This is a genomic window from Limnothrix sp. FACHB-1083, assembly GCF_014696485.1.
Taxonomy (GTDB): Bacteria; Cyanobacteriota; Cyanobacteriia; order CACIAM-69d; family CACIAM-69d; genus CACIAM-69d.
The window spans coordinates 484,355-500,122 of the sequence record NZ_JACJQD010000002.1 but is presented as its reverse complement, the minus strand read 5'-3'; the positions used below and the strand labels follow the sequence as shown (position 1 = coordinate 500,122).

Here is a 15,768-nt window from a genome sequence, read left to right as displayed (position 1 = left end):
AGGCGCTTCCTAGGCGTTAGGTGGCTGAGGTGGCTGGTGGGAATCGGTTTCGATCGGGCTTGCGGGCGTGTCGATCGCGGGGGAATCTTCATCCCACAGGTCGATCGGATCATCATCATCCGTCGCAGCATTCTCTGGGGCGGCGGGCAAATTTCCAGCGGGGCGATCGCGCTGGGGGGACTGACTTTCCTGGGTCAGGCGATCGGCGCGATCGCGCATGGTTTCTGTCAGCTCCGTGGCGCGGGTGCGGGCCGTGTCCGCCAAAGACTTGGCCCGATCGCGGGCTTCCCGGGCCAAATCCGCAAACCGACTGCGGGCCGTTTCGGCGATCGGCTTCGTCTTTTCCTGCACTTGGCGCAGGGTGGTTTGCACCGAAGTTTGCACCGAATCCAAAGCCTGATCCCAAGCGACCGTCAAAGGAACCGCCTCGGCCGCTTCGGCCGCTTGGGTCACCACCAACAGCCGCTTGGGCCCGCCGCTGATGGCCGCTCCGGCCGGCAAGCTATAGGCCACATCCGCCACGCCTTCGCGCCGGAAGAGGTAGCGATCGACCCGGCCCACGGCCGGATCCAACTCCAGATCCGCCACCGTGCCAATTCGATTGCCTCCGTCAGTCCAAACCTCGTGACCCACAAGGTCAAAGGCTCCCTCCGGCTGTTGCAGGCTCTCCCCTTGGGTTCCTATGTCCACCAACACGCTATCGGCCCCGATTGCCACCACCTGACCCCAGGCACAGGCTCGCAACGGGCCACCCAGCGGCAACTTCAAGGACAAATTCAGCGGCAACGGCCCCGATCGAATCACAATTCCCAACACCCGGGCTGCTCGCGGATCCACCCACAGGGCGGCCACATGGCCCAGAGTTTCCGTAGTGGCGCGATCGAGCACCAAGCGGCCCAGCAGTTGGCTTTGGCGAATAAACGATGCTGTCGCAGACATGGGAGTTATCCAAACGGCCTGAAAGTTGCGTCGATCCTAGCCGATGATCTTCGCCAATTTCTGATCAAAAATTCCTGATCAACACTGTTGCGCTTTCACCCGAGCCCCTTGCATCCCAGCCAACCGCCGCGATGGCTCAGGTTGCCAAGCGTCAGTTCCAGAACAAAACTTTAGCAATCACCCTTGGGGAAAACAGGAGTATTTTGGGTGCATTGATGAGGGTGACCTAATTTGCCACCCCGTTCAAGACAATTGGGTTATTTTTCTAACACTGACTATCCTAACTTTTGCGGAATCAAAAACCCGAATCATAGGTTAAGGTCTAGTCCAGAATAGCCGATTCCCAATCTAGTTTCTGCTGGAATTTTAAGTATCCTTAAGCCAAGATCAGATCTTGCACAATTTACCCTTTTCAAAATCAAGGGACTCATGTTGTTATCATCCTGGGATTCTTGTGATCTCTAGTGGACTAACTCGCCGTAATTTCCAGCAAGCCAAAATTCTTTCTCATGGGTTAGTATAGTCATTTAAGGTAATTTTTCAGCGGTTGACTAGGTGAATCGAACTTTCAACTAATCTGAGCCATCAAGGGCAATTTCTTGCCAGATCAGCACACTTACAAAACTTATAAAACCTCAGTTCCATAAGTTGATATCAATAGAATTATCAATATGAGTTCAAGCGATCAAGCAAAGAACGCTGTGATATTTCTAACACTTCAGTAGATCTACTCGATTAGTAGGTAGATAGCGTTACAGATCATCAGTCGCTGATAGTGTTAATACCAGTTGTAAGCGATTGGTTAGGCAACGGCGCGATCGAACTGCGATCGGGCCCCGATTGTGATCGCAGTCGAGGATTGCAAACCGGTCGATCGCACAATTGCAGTCAGGTCATCCACCGTTGAGCGATTGGGATGCCACTACCCACCCATGCCCAAAATCAAACCGACCATTTCCGACCCAAGCCGCTGCCTCCAGTCTCCCCGTCATTTCCCAAACCGCTAGGACAAGGGCCCCTGAACGCGCCTGAATTGCCCCGTCAGTCCCGCATGAGCCTATGAATCTTCAACAGCCACGCTGGCGAAAAATGCGGCTCCCTCGTCGGATCCAAGGCCTTTGGCAACGGATTTCGCTGTTGCGGCATGGCCAAAATCAGCCCGATCGATCTGTGGCCAATCGATCTGCGGCCATCAGCCTGTTTTGGGTGTTGACGGTTCCCTTTGTGGTGCAGGTGGTGGGGGCGGTGGGCTTGGTCGGCTATTGGTCTTACCGCAGCGGCCAAACCTCCGTAGAAAATTTGGCCAATCGCCTGCTGGATGCTGTGGATCACCGGGTGCGTGATCATGTGGATAGTCTGCTCAGCAAGCAACAACACACCTTGGCCGCCAATGGTCGAGCGATCCAAGGGGGCAAGTTGCCGTTGGATAACTCCACCCCTTGGCGCGATTATCTGTGGCAACAGATGGCCACGGATCCCAGTCTGGTGGCGACCATGTTTGCCAACGATCGGGGCTTGCTGGTGGGCTATGTGCGATCGGTCAATTTGGAGTTGCGCCAACAAATTGAGCAGTTGACGGGCAAATCCTATCCCGTAGGTACACAGTTCCTGGCAGAGGCCAGCCCCAACCTGCCCAACCAGCGCCTCTATTCGCGTGTGAATGACCAAGGGCAACCCTTGGAAGCCGCCTATCAAATTACCGATGATGTGCGACAAACGGCCTGGTTTCAACGGGCCCAAAGTAGTCGCCAGCCCACTTGGTCACCGGTTTACACCCATCGCGTGATTCCAATGTTGGGCATTGATGCATTGTTGCCAATTTATGATGGCAATCGCAATTTTCGGGGCGTTTTAAGCCGCACGGTTTTATTGTCGGGGTTGAATACCTTCCTCAATCAGTTGCAGATTTCGCCCCGAGGTCAGGCGTTTATTGTGGATCGATCGGGCAATTTGGTGGCCACTTCAACCCTGGAATTGCCCTACATTCAGCAACCCAACCAACCCTATCCCACAAGATTATCGCTGGCCCAAAGTCGTAATTCAGAAACCAGGGCCATTGCCCAGCAACTTCAACAAAAAGATCCCCAATGGCAAGCCATTCAAACGGAACAACGGTGGCGATTAGCCTTTCAAAATGGCACGTTGTTTACGAAAGTCACCCCCTACCAAGATGCCTATGGATTGCATTGGCTTGTGGTCACGGCGGTTCCGGAAGCCGATTTCATTGGTGAGATTGAGGCTAATCATCGCCAAAATCTTTGGTTTTGTTTGTTGGCCTTGGCAGGATCTTTGGGAACGGGCACTTGGACGGCCAAACGCTTGAGCCGATCGCTGCGAAATTTGACAGAAGCAACCCGGGCGATCGCCGCCGGTCAACATGCCAACCCCCTGCCCAAAACACGGGTGGCGGAAGTGAATCGCTTAACCCAAGCCTTTCAGCAAATGGTGGGAGCCTTGCAAGCGGCCGACCAACTCCGCCACACCTATGCCCGTGACCTGGAGCAACAGGTGGCCCAGAAAACGGCGGCCCTCACGGAAGCCCAACGGATTGCCCAGGTGGGCAGTTGGGAATTTGATGTGGCGACGGGCACAAGCACTTGGTCTGCGGAACAGTTTCGCATTTTGGGATTGGAACCCGATGCCCAAGAACCGGGCCATCCTGACCTTTTTGATTTGCTCCCCGAGGCCGATCGCCCGCGATTTGTGGCCACGGTCACGGAGGCGATCGAGCAAGGAATTCCCTACACGATCGAACATGGTATCCAACGGCGCGACGGGTTAACCATTTATCTGATCAGTCGCGGCGAGCCGATTTTTGATCAACAGGGTCGAGTGGTGAAACTGGTGGGAACCATCACCAACATCACCGATCAAAAACGGATGGAACTGGCCCTGCGTCAATCGGAATTAAAATTCGCCACCATCTTCCAAGCGGGTCCAGAAGCCGCCTGGATTGCCCAAATCAATGATGGTTATTGCCTTAATATTAATGATAATTTCACGCGCATTCTAGGCTATTCTCACGTAGAAATGGTGGGCAAAAGCTGCACTGAAATGCAGCTCTGGAAAGATCCCAATGACTTAACGGAGTTTCGAAAAGTTCTGAAGGAGCAGGGATGGATTCGCGAATTCGAAACGGAATTTCGCACCAAATCTGGCGAAATTAAAACGGTTCTACTCTCAGCCACCATCAGCTATTTGGAAGGTCAAGATTGCCTGATTGGCATCCTCAGTGACATCAGCGATCGAAAACAAGTAGAACGGGAGTTACATCAAGCCAAAGAGGCCGCAGAAGTGGCTAACCGTGCGAAAAGTACCTTCCTGGCCAAAATGAGCCATGAACTCCGAACTCCTCTCAACATTATTCTTGGATTTACCAATATTTTGCAGCGAGAAGCGGTTTTGTCACCCACCCAGCGGGACGACTTACAGCGAATTTATCGCAGTGGTGAGCATCTTTTAAAACTCATCAACGAGATCTTAGATCTATCTAAAATAGAAGCCGGTAAATTAACCCTCGCGCCTCAGGTCATTAACCTGCGGGAATTAATGCAAAGTGTGGCCGATCTATTTTTGTTGCAAGCCCAACATAAGGGCCTACAGCTAGATTTACAACTGGCCGAATTATTACCCACCCATGCCCTAGTTGATGGCCGAAAGCTAGAGCAAGTTTTGATTAATTTGATTAGCAACGCCCTGAAGTTTACGCAAACGGGCTTTATTCGAGTGCGGCTACGTTCCCACAACAGCAGCCCAAACCAGTTACCCCCTGTTACGGAAACTTCACCCCCAAATATTCCTGATTTTGAGACAGTTTCCTCAGAAATAACACCTGTTCCTAATTCGGTTGCAGCGAATGGCACATCAACGGAGCAATCGCCCTCTACGCCCACCCAAACCACCTTGCTATTTGAGGTTCAAGATAGTGGAATTGGCATTGCTCCTGAACATTTGGAAACCATTTTTGATGATTTTGTGCAGGCAACGGATCACCAAGATGCCCATAGTGGAACCGGCTTGGGTTTAGCCATTAGTCGCCAACTGGTGGAGTTAATGGGTGGAGAAATTACCGCTGAAAGCCAACTGGGCCAAGGCAGCCTTTTCCGCTTTTATCTCCCTGTTTTGGTGACTCATCAGGCGATATCGCAAACCAATACGCCGATTCCCCAAATTGTGGGATTAGCGAGCGATCGCACGGACTATCGAATTTTGGTGGTGGATGATCAAACGGAAAATCGCCAGCTTTTGGTGCGGCTACTGTCCTGTTTGGGTTTGCAAATTCATGAAGCAAGAAACGGTTTAGAAGCGATCGCCCAATGGCAAGATTGGCAGCCCCATCTGATTTGGATGGATTTGCGAATGCCAGGATTAGATGGTTATGCCACAACGCGGAAAATTCGCACTCTGGAGCAACGGCGTTGGGAAAGTCAGCATCAAGCACCCTTTTCCTTAACCACGATCATTGCCATTACGGCCCAGGGGTCTGCCGATGATCCTTCGCTGGCGATCGCAGCCGGTTGTAATGATTATATGAGCAAGCCTTTTGCCCTCGATCAACCCTTTCAGATGATGGCAAAATATTTGCCCTTAAAGTACCGTTATGCAGAACTCAGAACCGATGCGCCCGATCACTCTGTCAGCTCCCTAGGCGCGATCAACCAGTCACCCACCGTGGATTTATCGGTGATGCCCCAGGCTTGGATTGCCGCTTTACACCATGCGGCCCTTACCTGTTCTGATCAAACCATTACTCAACTCTTGCAGCAGATTCCTAGCCCTTATTACGACCTCTTTCAAACCCTGACCCACTTAACGGAAAACTTTGCTTTCCCGGAAATTGTCCAACTGACCCAATCGGTTTTGGATAGTCGATCGAGTGGCGCAACGGGCGATCGGGAACCATCCTCCTCTTCAATCTCTTTCCTGGGTTAAGGGCTAGGTGGTGCAACGGTTCCGGTCATCGAACTGGGCGATGACTGAATGACGGGTTGAGTGGGATCCGGTGCAACAGAATTCTTACGCCCTGGATCGTCTTCCGTACAAAGGGGTAGTTTTCGGATAATCTCTCGGCTTGTGCCGCGCATCACAGCGCTGGTATCAACACAGGTCGCCATCCGTCCTTGCCCCACTTGGAAGAACCATTCATATTCTGTGAGGGTTTCCGGCCGCGATTTTTGCACACAGATGTTGTATTCCGCAGTGGCTTCCGTCTCCCGTTGTTCTTCACGATAAATTTGAGCCAGCAAGCAATGGGAAAGACCTGTGCCAAGCTGTTTTTCGGGAAAAGATTCATCTTCTCTAATGGCACGTTTCAAGACAGATTCCGCACCGATATAATCTCGTTGCCACCAACGCAACCACCCCAAATTTCGGTAGATTTGATAGCGCTGGTTAGCGGCATCAATGGTTGATAGACCCCTCATGTCAATGCGGTGCAGTGCCAGTTTTAAAAGGGCTTCGACTTCCGAGGTTTGTTGATTGCGAAGTAACGTGTCGGATCGCTTGGTTTTCAGCAACAAAGAGAACTGAACTCGTGCCAATCGACTGAGGGCGATCGGGTCGCCTTGGTCAGCCACTTGCCGATAAGAATCGCCAGCTTCTTTGAGTTGCCCCAGGGATTCATAAACCAATCCCAGCCCCAATGAGGCTTCGTCATTGTTGGGCATCAGAGAAAGCGTTTTTTGATAATTTACACGGGCTTCCTCTAGCTCGCCCTGTTGATAGTGCTGATTGGCGGCATAGTTAAACCACCGGGGCAGACCGTCTTGGGCGGCCCACATGGACAAAGCGCCAAGGGTGATGGAAAAGGCGGCGATCGCCTCGCTATACCACTGGCCGGGAATCGAAAACCTCGCGCAAAACTGTTTGAGGGCCTTGGTTCCTTCGGGGGTGAGCACGCCACGCCCCAACACGGCCAGCCCGGTCACCTGGCCGGCGCTGGCCAGGGCTTCTCCTAAGCCAAATCCCCCGATCGAGAAAACCGGCAGGATGGTGCTGGCGGCACTGGCAGTGGCCAGGAGGGACACAACGGACACCCCCCGCCAGAAAATTTCCCGTCGTCGGGTTGCAATTTTGGGCTTGGAGCCTTCGGCTTCGGGAAACCACCACCAGGCGTTAGGGCCAGGATCAAAGGTATCTCGCCAACGGGGCAAGGCTGCAATGGCCAGAAATTTTGAGTCTAGGGTTGCCAGGCGACGATCGAGCGCGTCGATTTCTGAAACGGTGGCGGCTTCCAGTTGCTGATGCTTTGCCAAGTCCTTGAGGATGGCTTGCAAGGTATCTCGATCGCACAGAATGTCGAGTGCTAATTCATCACGAACCGTTGGATCAAGATCTTTTTGAGCAAATCGCTCAAGCTGTTCGGTCAGATGCGCAACTCGCTCCTGAAACGTCGGAGCATCCGAAACTGAAGCAAAGCTCAACTCACTTCTCCCAAAGACGATGACAAACCCTAAGCAATGCTGTTAAGCATGAGTTGGTCTCGTTTACTCATAATGCTGACTCATAATATTACTAATCAACCCTTGGATTAATCAGTAATTTCACGGGGCCGATCGGGCACTGGGCCACCAGTAGTGACTGATCGATCGTCCATCGCGGTAAATTTCGGGGGCTTCCAGGGGGCCCAACAGGATCGATCGCTGCACCACATCAGGTTTGCGCCGGGCCAGCCGATCGGGCACGCCCCACCCATAGACCATGTGGCCACGACCCAAAATGGTCACCACCCGATCGCCCGGCCGTTGCAGCAACCGAGCAATGCCCGCCGCCATGGTTTCGTCCCAAGCGGCCTGAGCGGCCAAAAATCGGTTAAAGCGTTCCGTGCGATCGGCACTCCCAGAACTCTGGACGCTACTTTGGGCGCTACTTTGGGCGCTGGCTCCGTGCTGTTGATGAATTTCGTCATAAATTTCTCGCAGCCAGGCCCGGTAACCCGCAGACCCCAGTTGCAATTCATTGGGCGGGGGCAACCATTGCCAAGCCTCAGCGGGGAGCGCATCCCAGCCCTGGCGACCAATTTGGCGAGTCACTTCCACGGGCAGGTTCAAGGCCACGACGGCCACACCCCGATCGCGCGCCCACCGCAAAGTCGGCGCAATAATTTCCCAGTCGAATCCCCAGCGTTGGTCAAATTCCGTGCGATCGCGCAGGGTGGCTTCGTCAATCCGCCCCGCCAAGTAATCATCCAAGGCCGACTGGAACGGCTGTTGAAACATTTCCAGCGCAATGACCAACCGGCCGGGCTGACCCTGGCGCGAAAAGTTTTCCACCTGTTGAAAAGTCCTGTGGATAACCTCCAATTTGATCGGCACATCGGCGGATCGGTCGTGAACTTCCCCCAGATAAATCACTTGCGATCCAGCTAGGTCGGCCCAGAACCGATCAAAAACCCCCGAATCACCCGGATTGGTGATGAGGTCTTGTGCCAGTTGTGGGTTAGGCGTGGCAGGAATGGCGATCGGGGCGCTGACCGGAGCACTCGCCAAAGCGCTGGTGTCAGTCACGGACGGCGACACCACCATCGGGGCTGACATCGGGGCTGACATTGGGGCTGATTCTGCCCAAACAGGAGCGGCCCAGCAGCAGGAGATCGCCCCAACAATCCCCAGCCATTGACCCAACTGAGGCAAAAACTGCCACCAAAGCCGCTGATTTTGGAAATTTGAGCTATCCCTTGTCAGTTGCATTTCACTGGGCTTCCTGGGACTGCTAGCAACCGCAACGGGCATGATCTTCAATATTCAGCCCACGCTAGGAAATTCCAAAGCAAGGATAAATTTCAAAGCAAGGGCAAAAGAAAGGGCAACTGAACTAGCGATTAACTAACACCAACAACACCAAGCGATTAACGCCTGCGGCCAACCTGAACCTAGCTCCGCACCTGCACCGGCATCACCAAATGGGTTGCCTTTGCGCCACCCAAGGGCGTGATCACCACCGGGCTGGTGGGCGTGTTCATTTGAAGCTGAATCTCTGTCGTGGTCAGGTTTTTCAGCGATTCCATCAAGTACTTGACGTTGAAGGCGATGTCGATGTCCTCGCCGGAAATTTGGGCCGATTCGATCGTTTCGCGACCGCTGCCCGCATCTTGCGCATCGGCTGAAATGCCTAGACTTTGGTTCGTTGCGTCGATCGAGAACTTGACGATGTGGTTGCTCTTTTGGTCAGCAATCACCGAGATTCGATCGAGCGCCCCCAGCAACAACTTCCGCTCCACGGTCACCTGGCGATCGAACTGGCGGGGAATGAGCTGGTTATAAGCCGGGTATTGCCCTTCCAGGGTGCGGCTGGTGAGGTAATAATCTCCCCACTGCAAGGCCAACTGCCCCCGATCGCAGTACAGGGCCACCGGTTCGCTCGACTGCTGCGCCGCCAGAATCCGCTCCAGCTCCCGCAGCGTCCGGCCCGGAACCGTCACCGCAAAGGGTTCCACCGTGCCCGTTTCCGTCTCTTCGTCCTCCACCATTGCCGCCCGCACCACCGCCAGCCGGTGGCCATCGGTCGCCGCAAACTCCAGGGAATCGGTCTCCACCGACAGGTGAACCCCGGTCAAAATCTGCTTCGTTTCGTCGTTGCTGGCGGCGAACAGGGAACCGCGCATCCCCTCCAACAGCGCCGCCACCGGCAGGTAAACCGCTTCGCCCGTTTCCACCACCGGCAGGGTTGTGAATTCTTCGGCGCTCATGCCCTGAATCTGGTAGCGGCTGGACTGGGCGGAAATCGCCGCTGAGCAGTCCTCGTTCGCATCCAGCGACACCGTGCCATTGGGCAGCTTGCCCACAATGTCCGCGAAAAGCTTGGCCGGCAACGTGATTTCCCCAGAATCTTCCACTTCCGCCGGGAAGCTGGTCTGGATGCCCAAGCTGAGGTCAAAGGCGGTCAAACTCACGCGCTGAGTGCCCGCATCGCAGGTCAGCAGCACATTGCCCAAAACCGGGTGCGTCGGCCGTGACGGGACGGCACGGCTGACCAGGGACAGGTTGGCACTCAGGTCGCTTTGGGCGCAAAGCAGCTTCATGGCTTCTGGGGCTTGGGTTTCGGGGCTGTTCTGTGGAAAACGGCGACCGCCGCCGGGGGAAATTTGGCCCCGATGAGCAGCCCTGAGTTTAACCCAAAATCGCCGTTTTGGCCATCGGGAGTAACCCGTGACTTTGCAGCCCGATCGCCCGCTGGAAAACCGAAGTGCAATCGCAACAATCAAAGCCTGGCTTGGGTTTTAGCCGTTTTCAAAGGGTTCGATCACCCTCAAGCTTGCCGATCGGCTCGGCCTCAAGCGCAGCGAACTTTGAGCGCTCAGATCCTGATTCTGTCTGGGTTTTAGCCGTTTTCGGATCCGTCAACCGCTGGGTTTCAAACTCAGCCCAGCTCGAACCCTGTCGTCTCCAGCCCCTAGCGGCCACTGCCTCACCGGTCGGTTGCGATTCCGGCTCGATCGACTAGGCTAAAAACTGGATCCTGAGTTCGAGAGAAACAGACCGTCTCCCCGAAGAATTTTGGCCGTTTCCAAGAAAATTTTTGGGCTGGACTATCTATTTCTTCTTCTCTTTCTTATTTTTTAAATAGGTAGTAGTAGTAGGGCCCTGTGGAAATGTGGAAAACTCAAAAAAATCCTTATTTCATGAACCTTTCAGCGATCACACCCTGTGGAAAACCCTGTGGAAAAAGGGGGGGTGTTTTTCCACAGGGTATTTATACTTAGTCAAGTTTTCCACAGACACTTTTTTTTTTCCACAGAAAGAGGGGTATTTTTCCACAGGTTTTCCACAGAATAGGGGTACTTTTCCACAGGTTTTCCACAGGTTTTGCCCCGATTGGGCAGTTTTCCACAAGGGGGTCAGGTGATCACCCCTTACCTGACAAAGCACAATTTGTTATAAAATCGAAGGTTTTGAATTTTGCAATTTGCCCACAATTGATGGGTGGCCTAAATTGGGTTTTGAATAATTGATCCAAAATCTGTTAGAGCATATTTTGAATATCGTACATTAATTGGCTGCGAAAATTGCCCGATCGGGAAGTGGGTCGATCGGGAAATGGGTCGATCGGGAAATGGGTCGATCGAAATTAATCAAAAAATCTTGGAGTTGATCACAGTTGGGGTGATCGGTTCGTGATCAATTCGTTCATCAACCCGCTGACCAACTGGTCAACCCAATACACCACACCTGGCCAATACACCTGGATCGACCCCGACAACACCGCTCATTCCCATTGCCCATCCCATCAAGATACTGTGACAGTTGCCCAGCGCGATCGCCCTCGGCCCAAAGGAATTTAAGTGATTTAAGCGTGATCCTGAGGTCGTGCTTCCCTTAATCAGCCGTGGGCGGCTCTGAAGCGCTGGGAGCCGTGCTGGGTTTGGAAACCAGGATTTTATCAACCCGGTTGCCATCCATATCCACCACCTCAAACCGGAAGCCATTCCAGTGAAACGTGTCCGTGGCCTTGGGAATGTGACCCAACGAAGCAATCACGAAGCCCGCCACGGTTTGGTAGCGTCCTTCCCGCTCACCGGGCAGTTCAGCCATATCCAATTCATCGCGCATCCGCTCGATCGCCAACATCCCATCCACCAGCCAGGAACCATCCTCCCGCTGTACCACCTTGGGCGTGTCTTCCTCATCCACATCGGTCAGGTCGCCCACGATCGCTTCGAGCATGTCGTTGATCGTCACCAACCCTTGCACCACGCCGTATTCATCCACCACCAATGCAATATGCAGACCCGTTTCGCGGAACATCTCCAAAATTCGCAACGTGCCCGTGGTTTCCGGCACAATCAACGGCTGACGCAGGCAGTCCGTTAAATTCAGGGTCTGATTCATCAGGGTTTGGGCCAACAGGTCGTTTACCTGAATGAACCCAACGACCTCATCCAAACTGTCGCGACAAACGGGGAATCGCTGGTGGTGGCTGTTGATGATTTGCTCGATCGTTTCGTGCAAAGGCGCATCCAAATCCAGCCACACCACCTCTCGGCGGGAAGTCATCACGGAGCTGACGGGCCGATCGCCCAGCGACAACACCCGCTCTACAATTTCCTGCTCAGCTTCTTCGACCGTGCCCGCTTCCGTGCCCTGTTGCAACAGCAGCTTAATTTCTTCTTCCGTCACCTGCGGCTCGCTGGAAACCGTGGTTCCGAGCGATCGCACAATCAGATCCGTGGAATGGCTCAACAAATAGACCACCGGAGCCGTAATCCGCGACAACCACCGCATCGGTAGCGCCACATTGGCCGCAATCTGTTCTGGATTGCCCAGGGCCAGCCGCTTGGGAACCAGCTCGCCCACCACCAACGAAAGATAGGTAATGCCCGCCACGGTGATCACCACCGACAGGGCCCCGCTCATGGGGGCTAATGGCGGCACGGCTTCCAGGATTGGCCGCAACTCCGCCGACAAAGAAGCACCCCCAAAAGTCCCCGTGAGGATGCCGATCAGGGTGATGCCAATCTGGATGGTGGATAAAAACTGGTTGGGCGATTCCGCCAGGGCCAGGGCTGCGCGAGCCGCTCGATCGCCCCGTTCCGCTCGGTTTTGCAGGCGCGTCTTGCGGGACGAGACGATCGCCATTTCCGACATTGAAAAAATCCCGTTCGCAACCGTCAAGGCCGCAACGATCGCCAGTTCGGTAAGGGCAGAACTCATACGGGACGAGACAACAACATCGGTGATGGCTTGCCGGCCGGGCAAGAAGCGGGCGATCGCCCAGAGGGGGCAAATTTACACCGTAATCCTACTACTTCTTATCCCGTCTTGCCCCGATGTGGCTTCGGCGTTGCCGCTGGCCTGGGGGCGATCGCGCTGCCTGACCGGGCCGAGCGATCGGCGGCAACCGGTTAAATCACCTCGATGACCAAGCCCTCCTCAGCCGTGGGCGGCTCAAAGAAGCGCGTGACTTCGTGAAACATCGCCTCCGTGTCAAATTGGGCACGATCGGGTTGTTCTTGGCGGCGCTGGGCAATGCGGTCTAGACAGGTTCGATCGTCCACATCCAAATAGATGAACCGATAAGCCAAATCATGCTCGCGGATCAGCTCTTGGAACCAAGCCCGCTGGGTTTTTGTATTAGCGGGAAAGTCCATCACGACTGAGAGTCCCGCCTTCAGCAACGTTGCCAAGTGCTGTTTAAGTAAACCTTTCAAGCGGCGAGAATACTGGATATAGTCTGCCAATCCTTGGATTTCCTGGGGATAAAGCTGACTGAGCCAGTCATCTTCTGAAATTAAAATCGCGTTTAACGCTTGGGCAATTTGGCGTGATCGGGTGGATTTTCCCGCCCCCATCTTTCCACAAAAAAAGATCAATATGCCTTGGGGTCGCATGGGTTAGTTGCTATCTACAAAAGCCGATAAAGTTCCACGACTTCCCGATCGGGATCCACCAGCAGGGCCACCTCAGCGCCCTGCTCTAAATACATGGTGAGTTTTTCGCGAAACTTCACCACCCGATCGCTCTGGGATTTAATTTCCACCACCAAGTTGGGCACAACCTCCGCAAAATATCGAACCCTGCGGGGCATTTTGGCCCGAGAAACATGGGACACATCTGGAGCGGTCAGATCGCTGTTCGGCAAAATAAAGCCACCGCTAGAGTCGAACACCATTCCGAGCCGACGGAGATCGCCCTTTAATCAACCTCAAAACCCATCGGGACGCGATCGCACCAAGCGCCAAAGACCTGACCCCAAACAATAAAGCGAAATCGCCGCCAACAGCGCTCCCCAAAACCAATAGGGCAACCAAAGCTGCTTGGCCATTTGTCCCGTATCCGAGACCATCGCCACACCCTGAATTGTGCAGTTTTCAGTGAACAAATAGTCCAGCCGGGAAAAGGTACTGAGGCAAGCCTGCACACTCAAAAATTGCAGTGCAAAATATTGCACCCAAGGGGATCCATAGAGCGGAATCAACGTGATCGCAACGCCCAAAGCCCCGATCGCCAACACCCCAAACAACGTGCGCACCCACAACAACACCGACAGCAACAGCGCACAACCCAACAAAAATAGCCCCAACTGCACCCGAGGCAAGCGCTTCTGGGAGAGGCGCAATAGCCCATAGCCCGCCAAGGGCGCACCCAAGGGCCCACCCGCCGACACCAAGGCTCGCCCGATCGGCCCCAACCAGAGCTGGCCGCTGTGTTGGGCCACGCCGCCACCACTGGGATGGAGTAACAGCGTCTCAAACCGCCCGCCCAGCAGCATCGCAGCAACCCCATGACCCATTTCGTGGAACCAAGTTGCCAGAATTGAAAAGGGATACAAAATTTGGTGACCCCACGGCAGTTGCCACAGAATCACCGTCGCGATCGCCGCTCCGATCAGCCACAGGTGTTGGGGCGATCGCACCCAGGGCAAACCAGCATCATGATTCGGGATGGGGCGTTTAGGATCCGACATAGGCTGGAGGGGAGCAAAAATCGTTGAGCCATTGCTGTGATCAAGCTAATCCCAACGTTATGGGAATGTCACTCATCGTAGTCAACAGTAGAATTTTTCAAGAATCTAGATGGCCAATGCGTTTAGCGAGAAACTAATAGAACTTCTGAATGATGTAAAGCAGTTGACGATCTAAATAAATCTTCAAAAATTGCTTTAATGACTGGCACAGATACAGAATTTCCTAGTTGATGATAGGTCGCTATATCATCAGTATGTAACTGAAAGTCATCAGGAAAACCCTGAAGTCTTGCACATTCCCTTGGGGTAATTCGCCTTGGAATTCCGTTCTGTACAACACCTAGACGATGAGAATCGCTAGCAGTGAGTGTAATAGAGATGCTATCAGGATCTAGAAACTTAAATACTTCAAACGACATGTTGCCGCATTTGGGATTGTACTTATTGTCAATGAATCGCAAATAACCTTTGCTCACTAAGTTCTGCAAAAGGTTTTCGAGATTTGGCTGATACCAGAAGGTTTTAATTTGTTCTAACGTTAGAGCTTTTCCATCTTGATGTGTACCAAAATGCTTTTTGCGGCGATTTTCAATAATGGCATTCATTAAATCTCTCTCTTCAAGGGAGCAATTTCCCTTGAGACCCAAATCCCAGGAATGAATTGAGTTACCACCTCGATAATCAATCAAACGAAAACCATGCAGCGTTTCTAAAGGTTTGCCATTGAGAGCAAGACGTAATTGCTCCGTGAATGTTTCTGAGCATTGATATCGTGGATCAGGGTTGCGTTCTAAAATATCTCGAACACAACAGTATTGTGATTGATTAAGAAATAAATCAATTTGAGAAAATGTTTTTTTAAATTGATGAGAATCTGGAGTCCCCACATTCGATTGTAGGGTTAACTTGGGTTCATGATCTAAAACACCAACAATATAAACTCTTACTCGATTTTGTGGAACACCAAAATTTGAGCTATTCAGCAGTAAAGTTTTAGTGCAATATCCCAATGCTTCTAATCTTTCGATGACAGTTTTATAAGTTCTGCCGGAGTCATGGGTTGTGAATCCTCTAACATTTTCTAATAAAAGAACTTTGGGCTTCTTCTCTGAATTAGAAAGCAGTCTTTCGATTTCAAAAAAGAGCGTACCCCTGGTGTCAGCAAAACCTTTCTGCTTACCAGCATAGGAAAAAGACTGACAAGGAAAACCTGCTAAGAGAATGTCATGGGTTGGTAAGTGATCAATAGTTCTAATATCCCCATAAGGCTCTTCACCAAAATTAAGTTGATAAGTTTGCTTGGCTTTTTCATCAATTTCGCTGGAGAAAACACAATCTTCTTGCAGTCCTTGTTGTGCAAGAGCTAGCTCTAGCCCTTTCCTCATCCCGCCAATGCCTGCAAACAAATCAACAAACTTGATCATGCTT

The 15,768-nt window shown here is 52.8% G+C and carries 12 protein-coding genes; 3 read left to right on the top strand and 9 right to left on the bottom strand.

Annotated features, from left to right (window positions below; genetic code table 11):
- Positions 1-9: 9 nt before the first annotated feature.
- On the bottom strand, positions 10-939 hold the full coding sequence (locus H6F46_RS04140; RefSeq protein ID WP_190353645.1) for a hypothetical protein: 930 nt from the start codon (positions 937-939) through the stop codon (positions 10-12).
- 1,059 nt (positions 940-1,998) lie between these two features.
- Here H6F46_RS04140 and H6F46_RS04135 point away from each other — a divergent pair.
- The gene (locus tag H6F46_RS04135; protein WP_190353644.1) at positions 1,999-5,871 is read left to right on the top strand and encodes an ATP-binding protein; all 3,873 of its coding nucleotides are present in this window, start codon (positions 1,999-2,001) and stop codon (positions 5,869-5,871) included.
- On the opposite strand, the gene H6F46_RS04130 is transcribed toward H6F46_RS04135, so the two are convergent.
- The 3 genes from H6F46_RS04130 to dnaN form a co-directional block, all read right to left on the bottom strand.
- Positions 5,868-7,361 carry a tetratricopeptide repeat protein gene (locus H6F46_RS04130; protein ID WP_190353643.1) on the bottom strand — a complete coding sequence of 498 codons (1,494 nt, stop codon included), beginning with the start codon at positions 7,359-7,361 and terminating at the stop codon, positions 5,868-5,870. The two genes, H6F46_RS04135 and H6F46_RS04130, sit on opposite strands and share 4 nt — an antisense overlap.
- 120 nt (positions 7,362-7,481) lie before the next feature.
- Entirely contained in the window at positions 7,482-8,627 is a 1,146-nt protein-coding gene (locus H6F46_RS04125; RefSeq protein WP_190353642.1) for a ChaN family lipoprotein, read from the bottom strand.
- Between the two features lie 182 nt (positions 8,628-8,809).
- On the bottom strand, positions 8,810-9,958 hold the full coding sequence (dnaN, locus tag H6F46_RS04120) for a DNA polymerase III subunit beta (protein WP_099533451.1): 1,149 nt from the start codon (positions 9,956-9,958) through the stop codon (positions 8,810-8,812).
- A gap of 1,092 nt (positions 9,959-11,050) precedes the next feature.
- On the opposite strand from dnaN, the gene H6F46_RS04115 reads away from it, so the two are divergent.
- A complete protein-coding gene (locus tag H6F46_RS04115; RefSeq protein WP_190353641.1) occupies positions 11,051-11,218 on the top strand; it encodes a hypothetical protein in 168 nt (55 codons plus the stop codon).
- A gap of 34 nt (positions 11,219-11,252) precedes the next feature.
- Here the strand turns inward: H6F46_RS04115 and H6F46_RS04110 are convergent, their stop codons facing one another.
- Positions 11,253-12,587 carry a hemolysin family protein gene (locus H6F46_RS04110; protein ID WP_099533444.1) on the bottom strand — a complete coding sequence of 445 codons (1,335 nt, stop codon included), beginning with the start codon at positions 12,585-12,587 and terminating at the stop codon, positions 11,253-11,255.
- Positions 12,588-12,617: 30 nt separating this feature from the next.
- On the opposite strand from H6F46_RS04110, the gene H6F46_RS04105 reads away from it, so the two are divergent.
- Positions 12,618-12,782, top strand: coding sequence for a hypothetical protein (locus H6F46_RS04105; RefSeq protein WP_158234444.1), 165 nt, complete (start codon positions 12,618-12,620; stop codon positions 12,780-12,782).
- On the opposite strand, the gene H6F46_RS04100 is transcribed toward H6F46_RS04105, so the two are convergent.
- From H6F46_RS04100 to dcm, 4 genes are all read right to left on the bottom strand, one after another.
- Positions 12,779-13,264, bottom strand: coding sequence for an ATP-binding protein (locus H6F46_RS04100; protein ID WP_190353640.1), 486 nt, complete (start codon positions 13,262-13,264; stop codon positions 12,779-12,781). The genes H6F46_RS04105 and H6F46_RS04100 overlap by 4 nt on opposite strands.
- 14 nt (positions 13,265-13,278) lie before the next feature.
- Positions 13,279-13,545 (bottom strand): Uma2 family endonuclease, encoded by a 267-nt coding sequence (locus H6F46_RS04095; RefSeq protein ID WP_190353639.1) that lies wholly within the window; start codon positions 13,543-13,545, stop codon positions 13,279-13,281.
- A gap of 33 nt (positions 13,546-13,578) precedes the next feature.
- Complete coding sequence (locus tag H6F46_RS04090) at positions 13,579-14,340, bottom strand: M50 family metallopeptidase (protein WP_190353638.1); 762 nt, start codon at positions 14,338-14,340, stop codon at positions 13,579-13,581.
- A 122-nt stretch (positions 14,341-14,462) separates the two neighbouring features.
- The gene (gene dcm / locus H6F46_RS04085) at positions 14,463-15,764 is read right to left on the bottom strand and encodes a DNA (cytosine-5-)-methyltransferase (RefSeq protein WP_190353637.1); all 1,302 of its coding nucleotides are present in this window, start codon (positions 15,762-15,764) and stop codon (positions 14,463-14,465) included.
- Between the last annotated feature and the right edge of the window lie 4 nt (positions 15,765-15,768).

Coding starts and splice junctions, on each gene's coding strand:
- H6F46_RS04140 (WP_190353645.1), bottom strand. CDS start 939: ATGTCTGCGACAGCATCGTTTATTCGCCAAAGCCAACTGCTGGGCCGC.
- H6F46_RS04125 (WP_190353642.1), bottom strand. CDS start 8,627: ATGCAACTGACAAGGGATAGCTCAAATTTCCAAAATCAGCGGCTTTGG.
- H6F46_RS04090 (WP_190353638.1), bottom strand. CDS start 14,340: ATGTCGGATCCTAAACGCCCCATCCCGAATCATGATGCTGGTTTGCCC.
- H6F46_RS04110 (WP_099533444.1), bottom strand. CDS start 12,587: ATGAGTTCTGCCCTTACCGAACTGGCGATCGTTGCGGCCTTGACGGTT.
- H6F46_RS04135 (WP_190353644.1), top strand. CDS start 1,999: ATGAATCTTCAACAGCCACGCTGGCGAAAAATGCGGCTCCCTCGTCGG.
- H6F46_RS04095 (WP_190353639.1), bottom strand. CDS start 13,545: ATGGTGTTCGACTCTAGCGGTGGCTTTATTTTGCCGAACAGCGATCTG.
- dnaN (WP_099533451.1), bottom strand. CDS start 9,958: ATGAAGCTGCTTTGCGCCCAAAGCGACCTGAGTGCCAACCTGTCCCTG.
- H6F46_RS04100 (WP_190353640.1), bottom strand. CDS start 13,264: ATGCGACCCCAAGGCATATTGATCTTTTTTTGTGGAAAGATGGGGGCG.
- dcm (WP_190353637.1), bottom strand. CDS start 15,764: ATGATCAAGTTTGTTGATTTGTTTGCAGGCATTGGCGGGATGAGGAAA.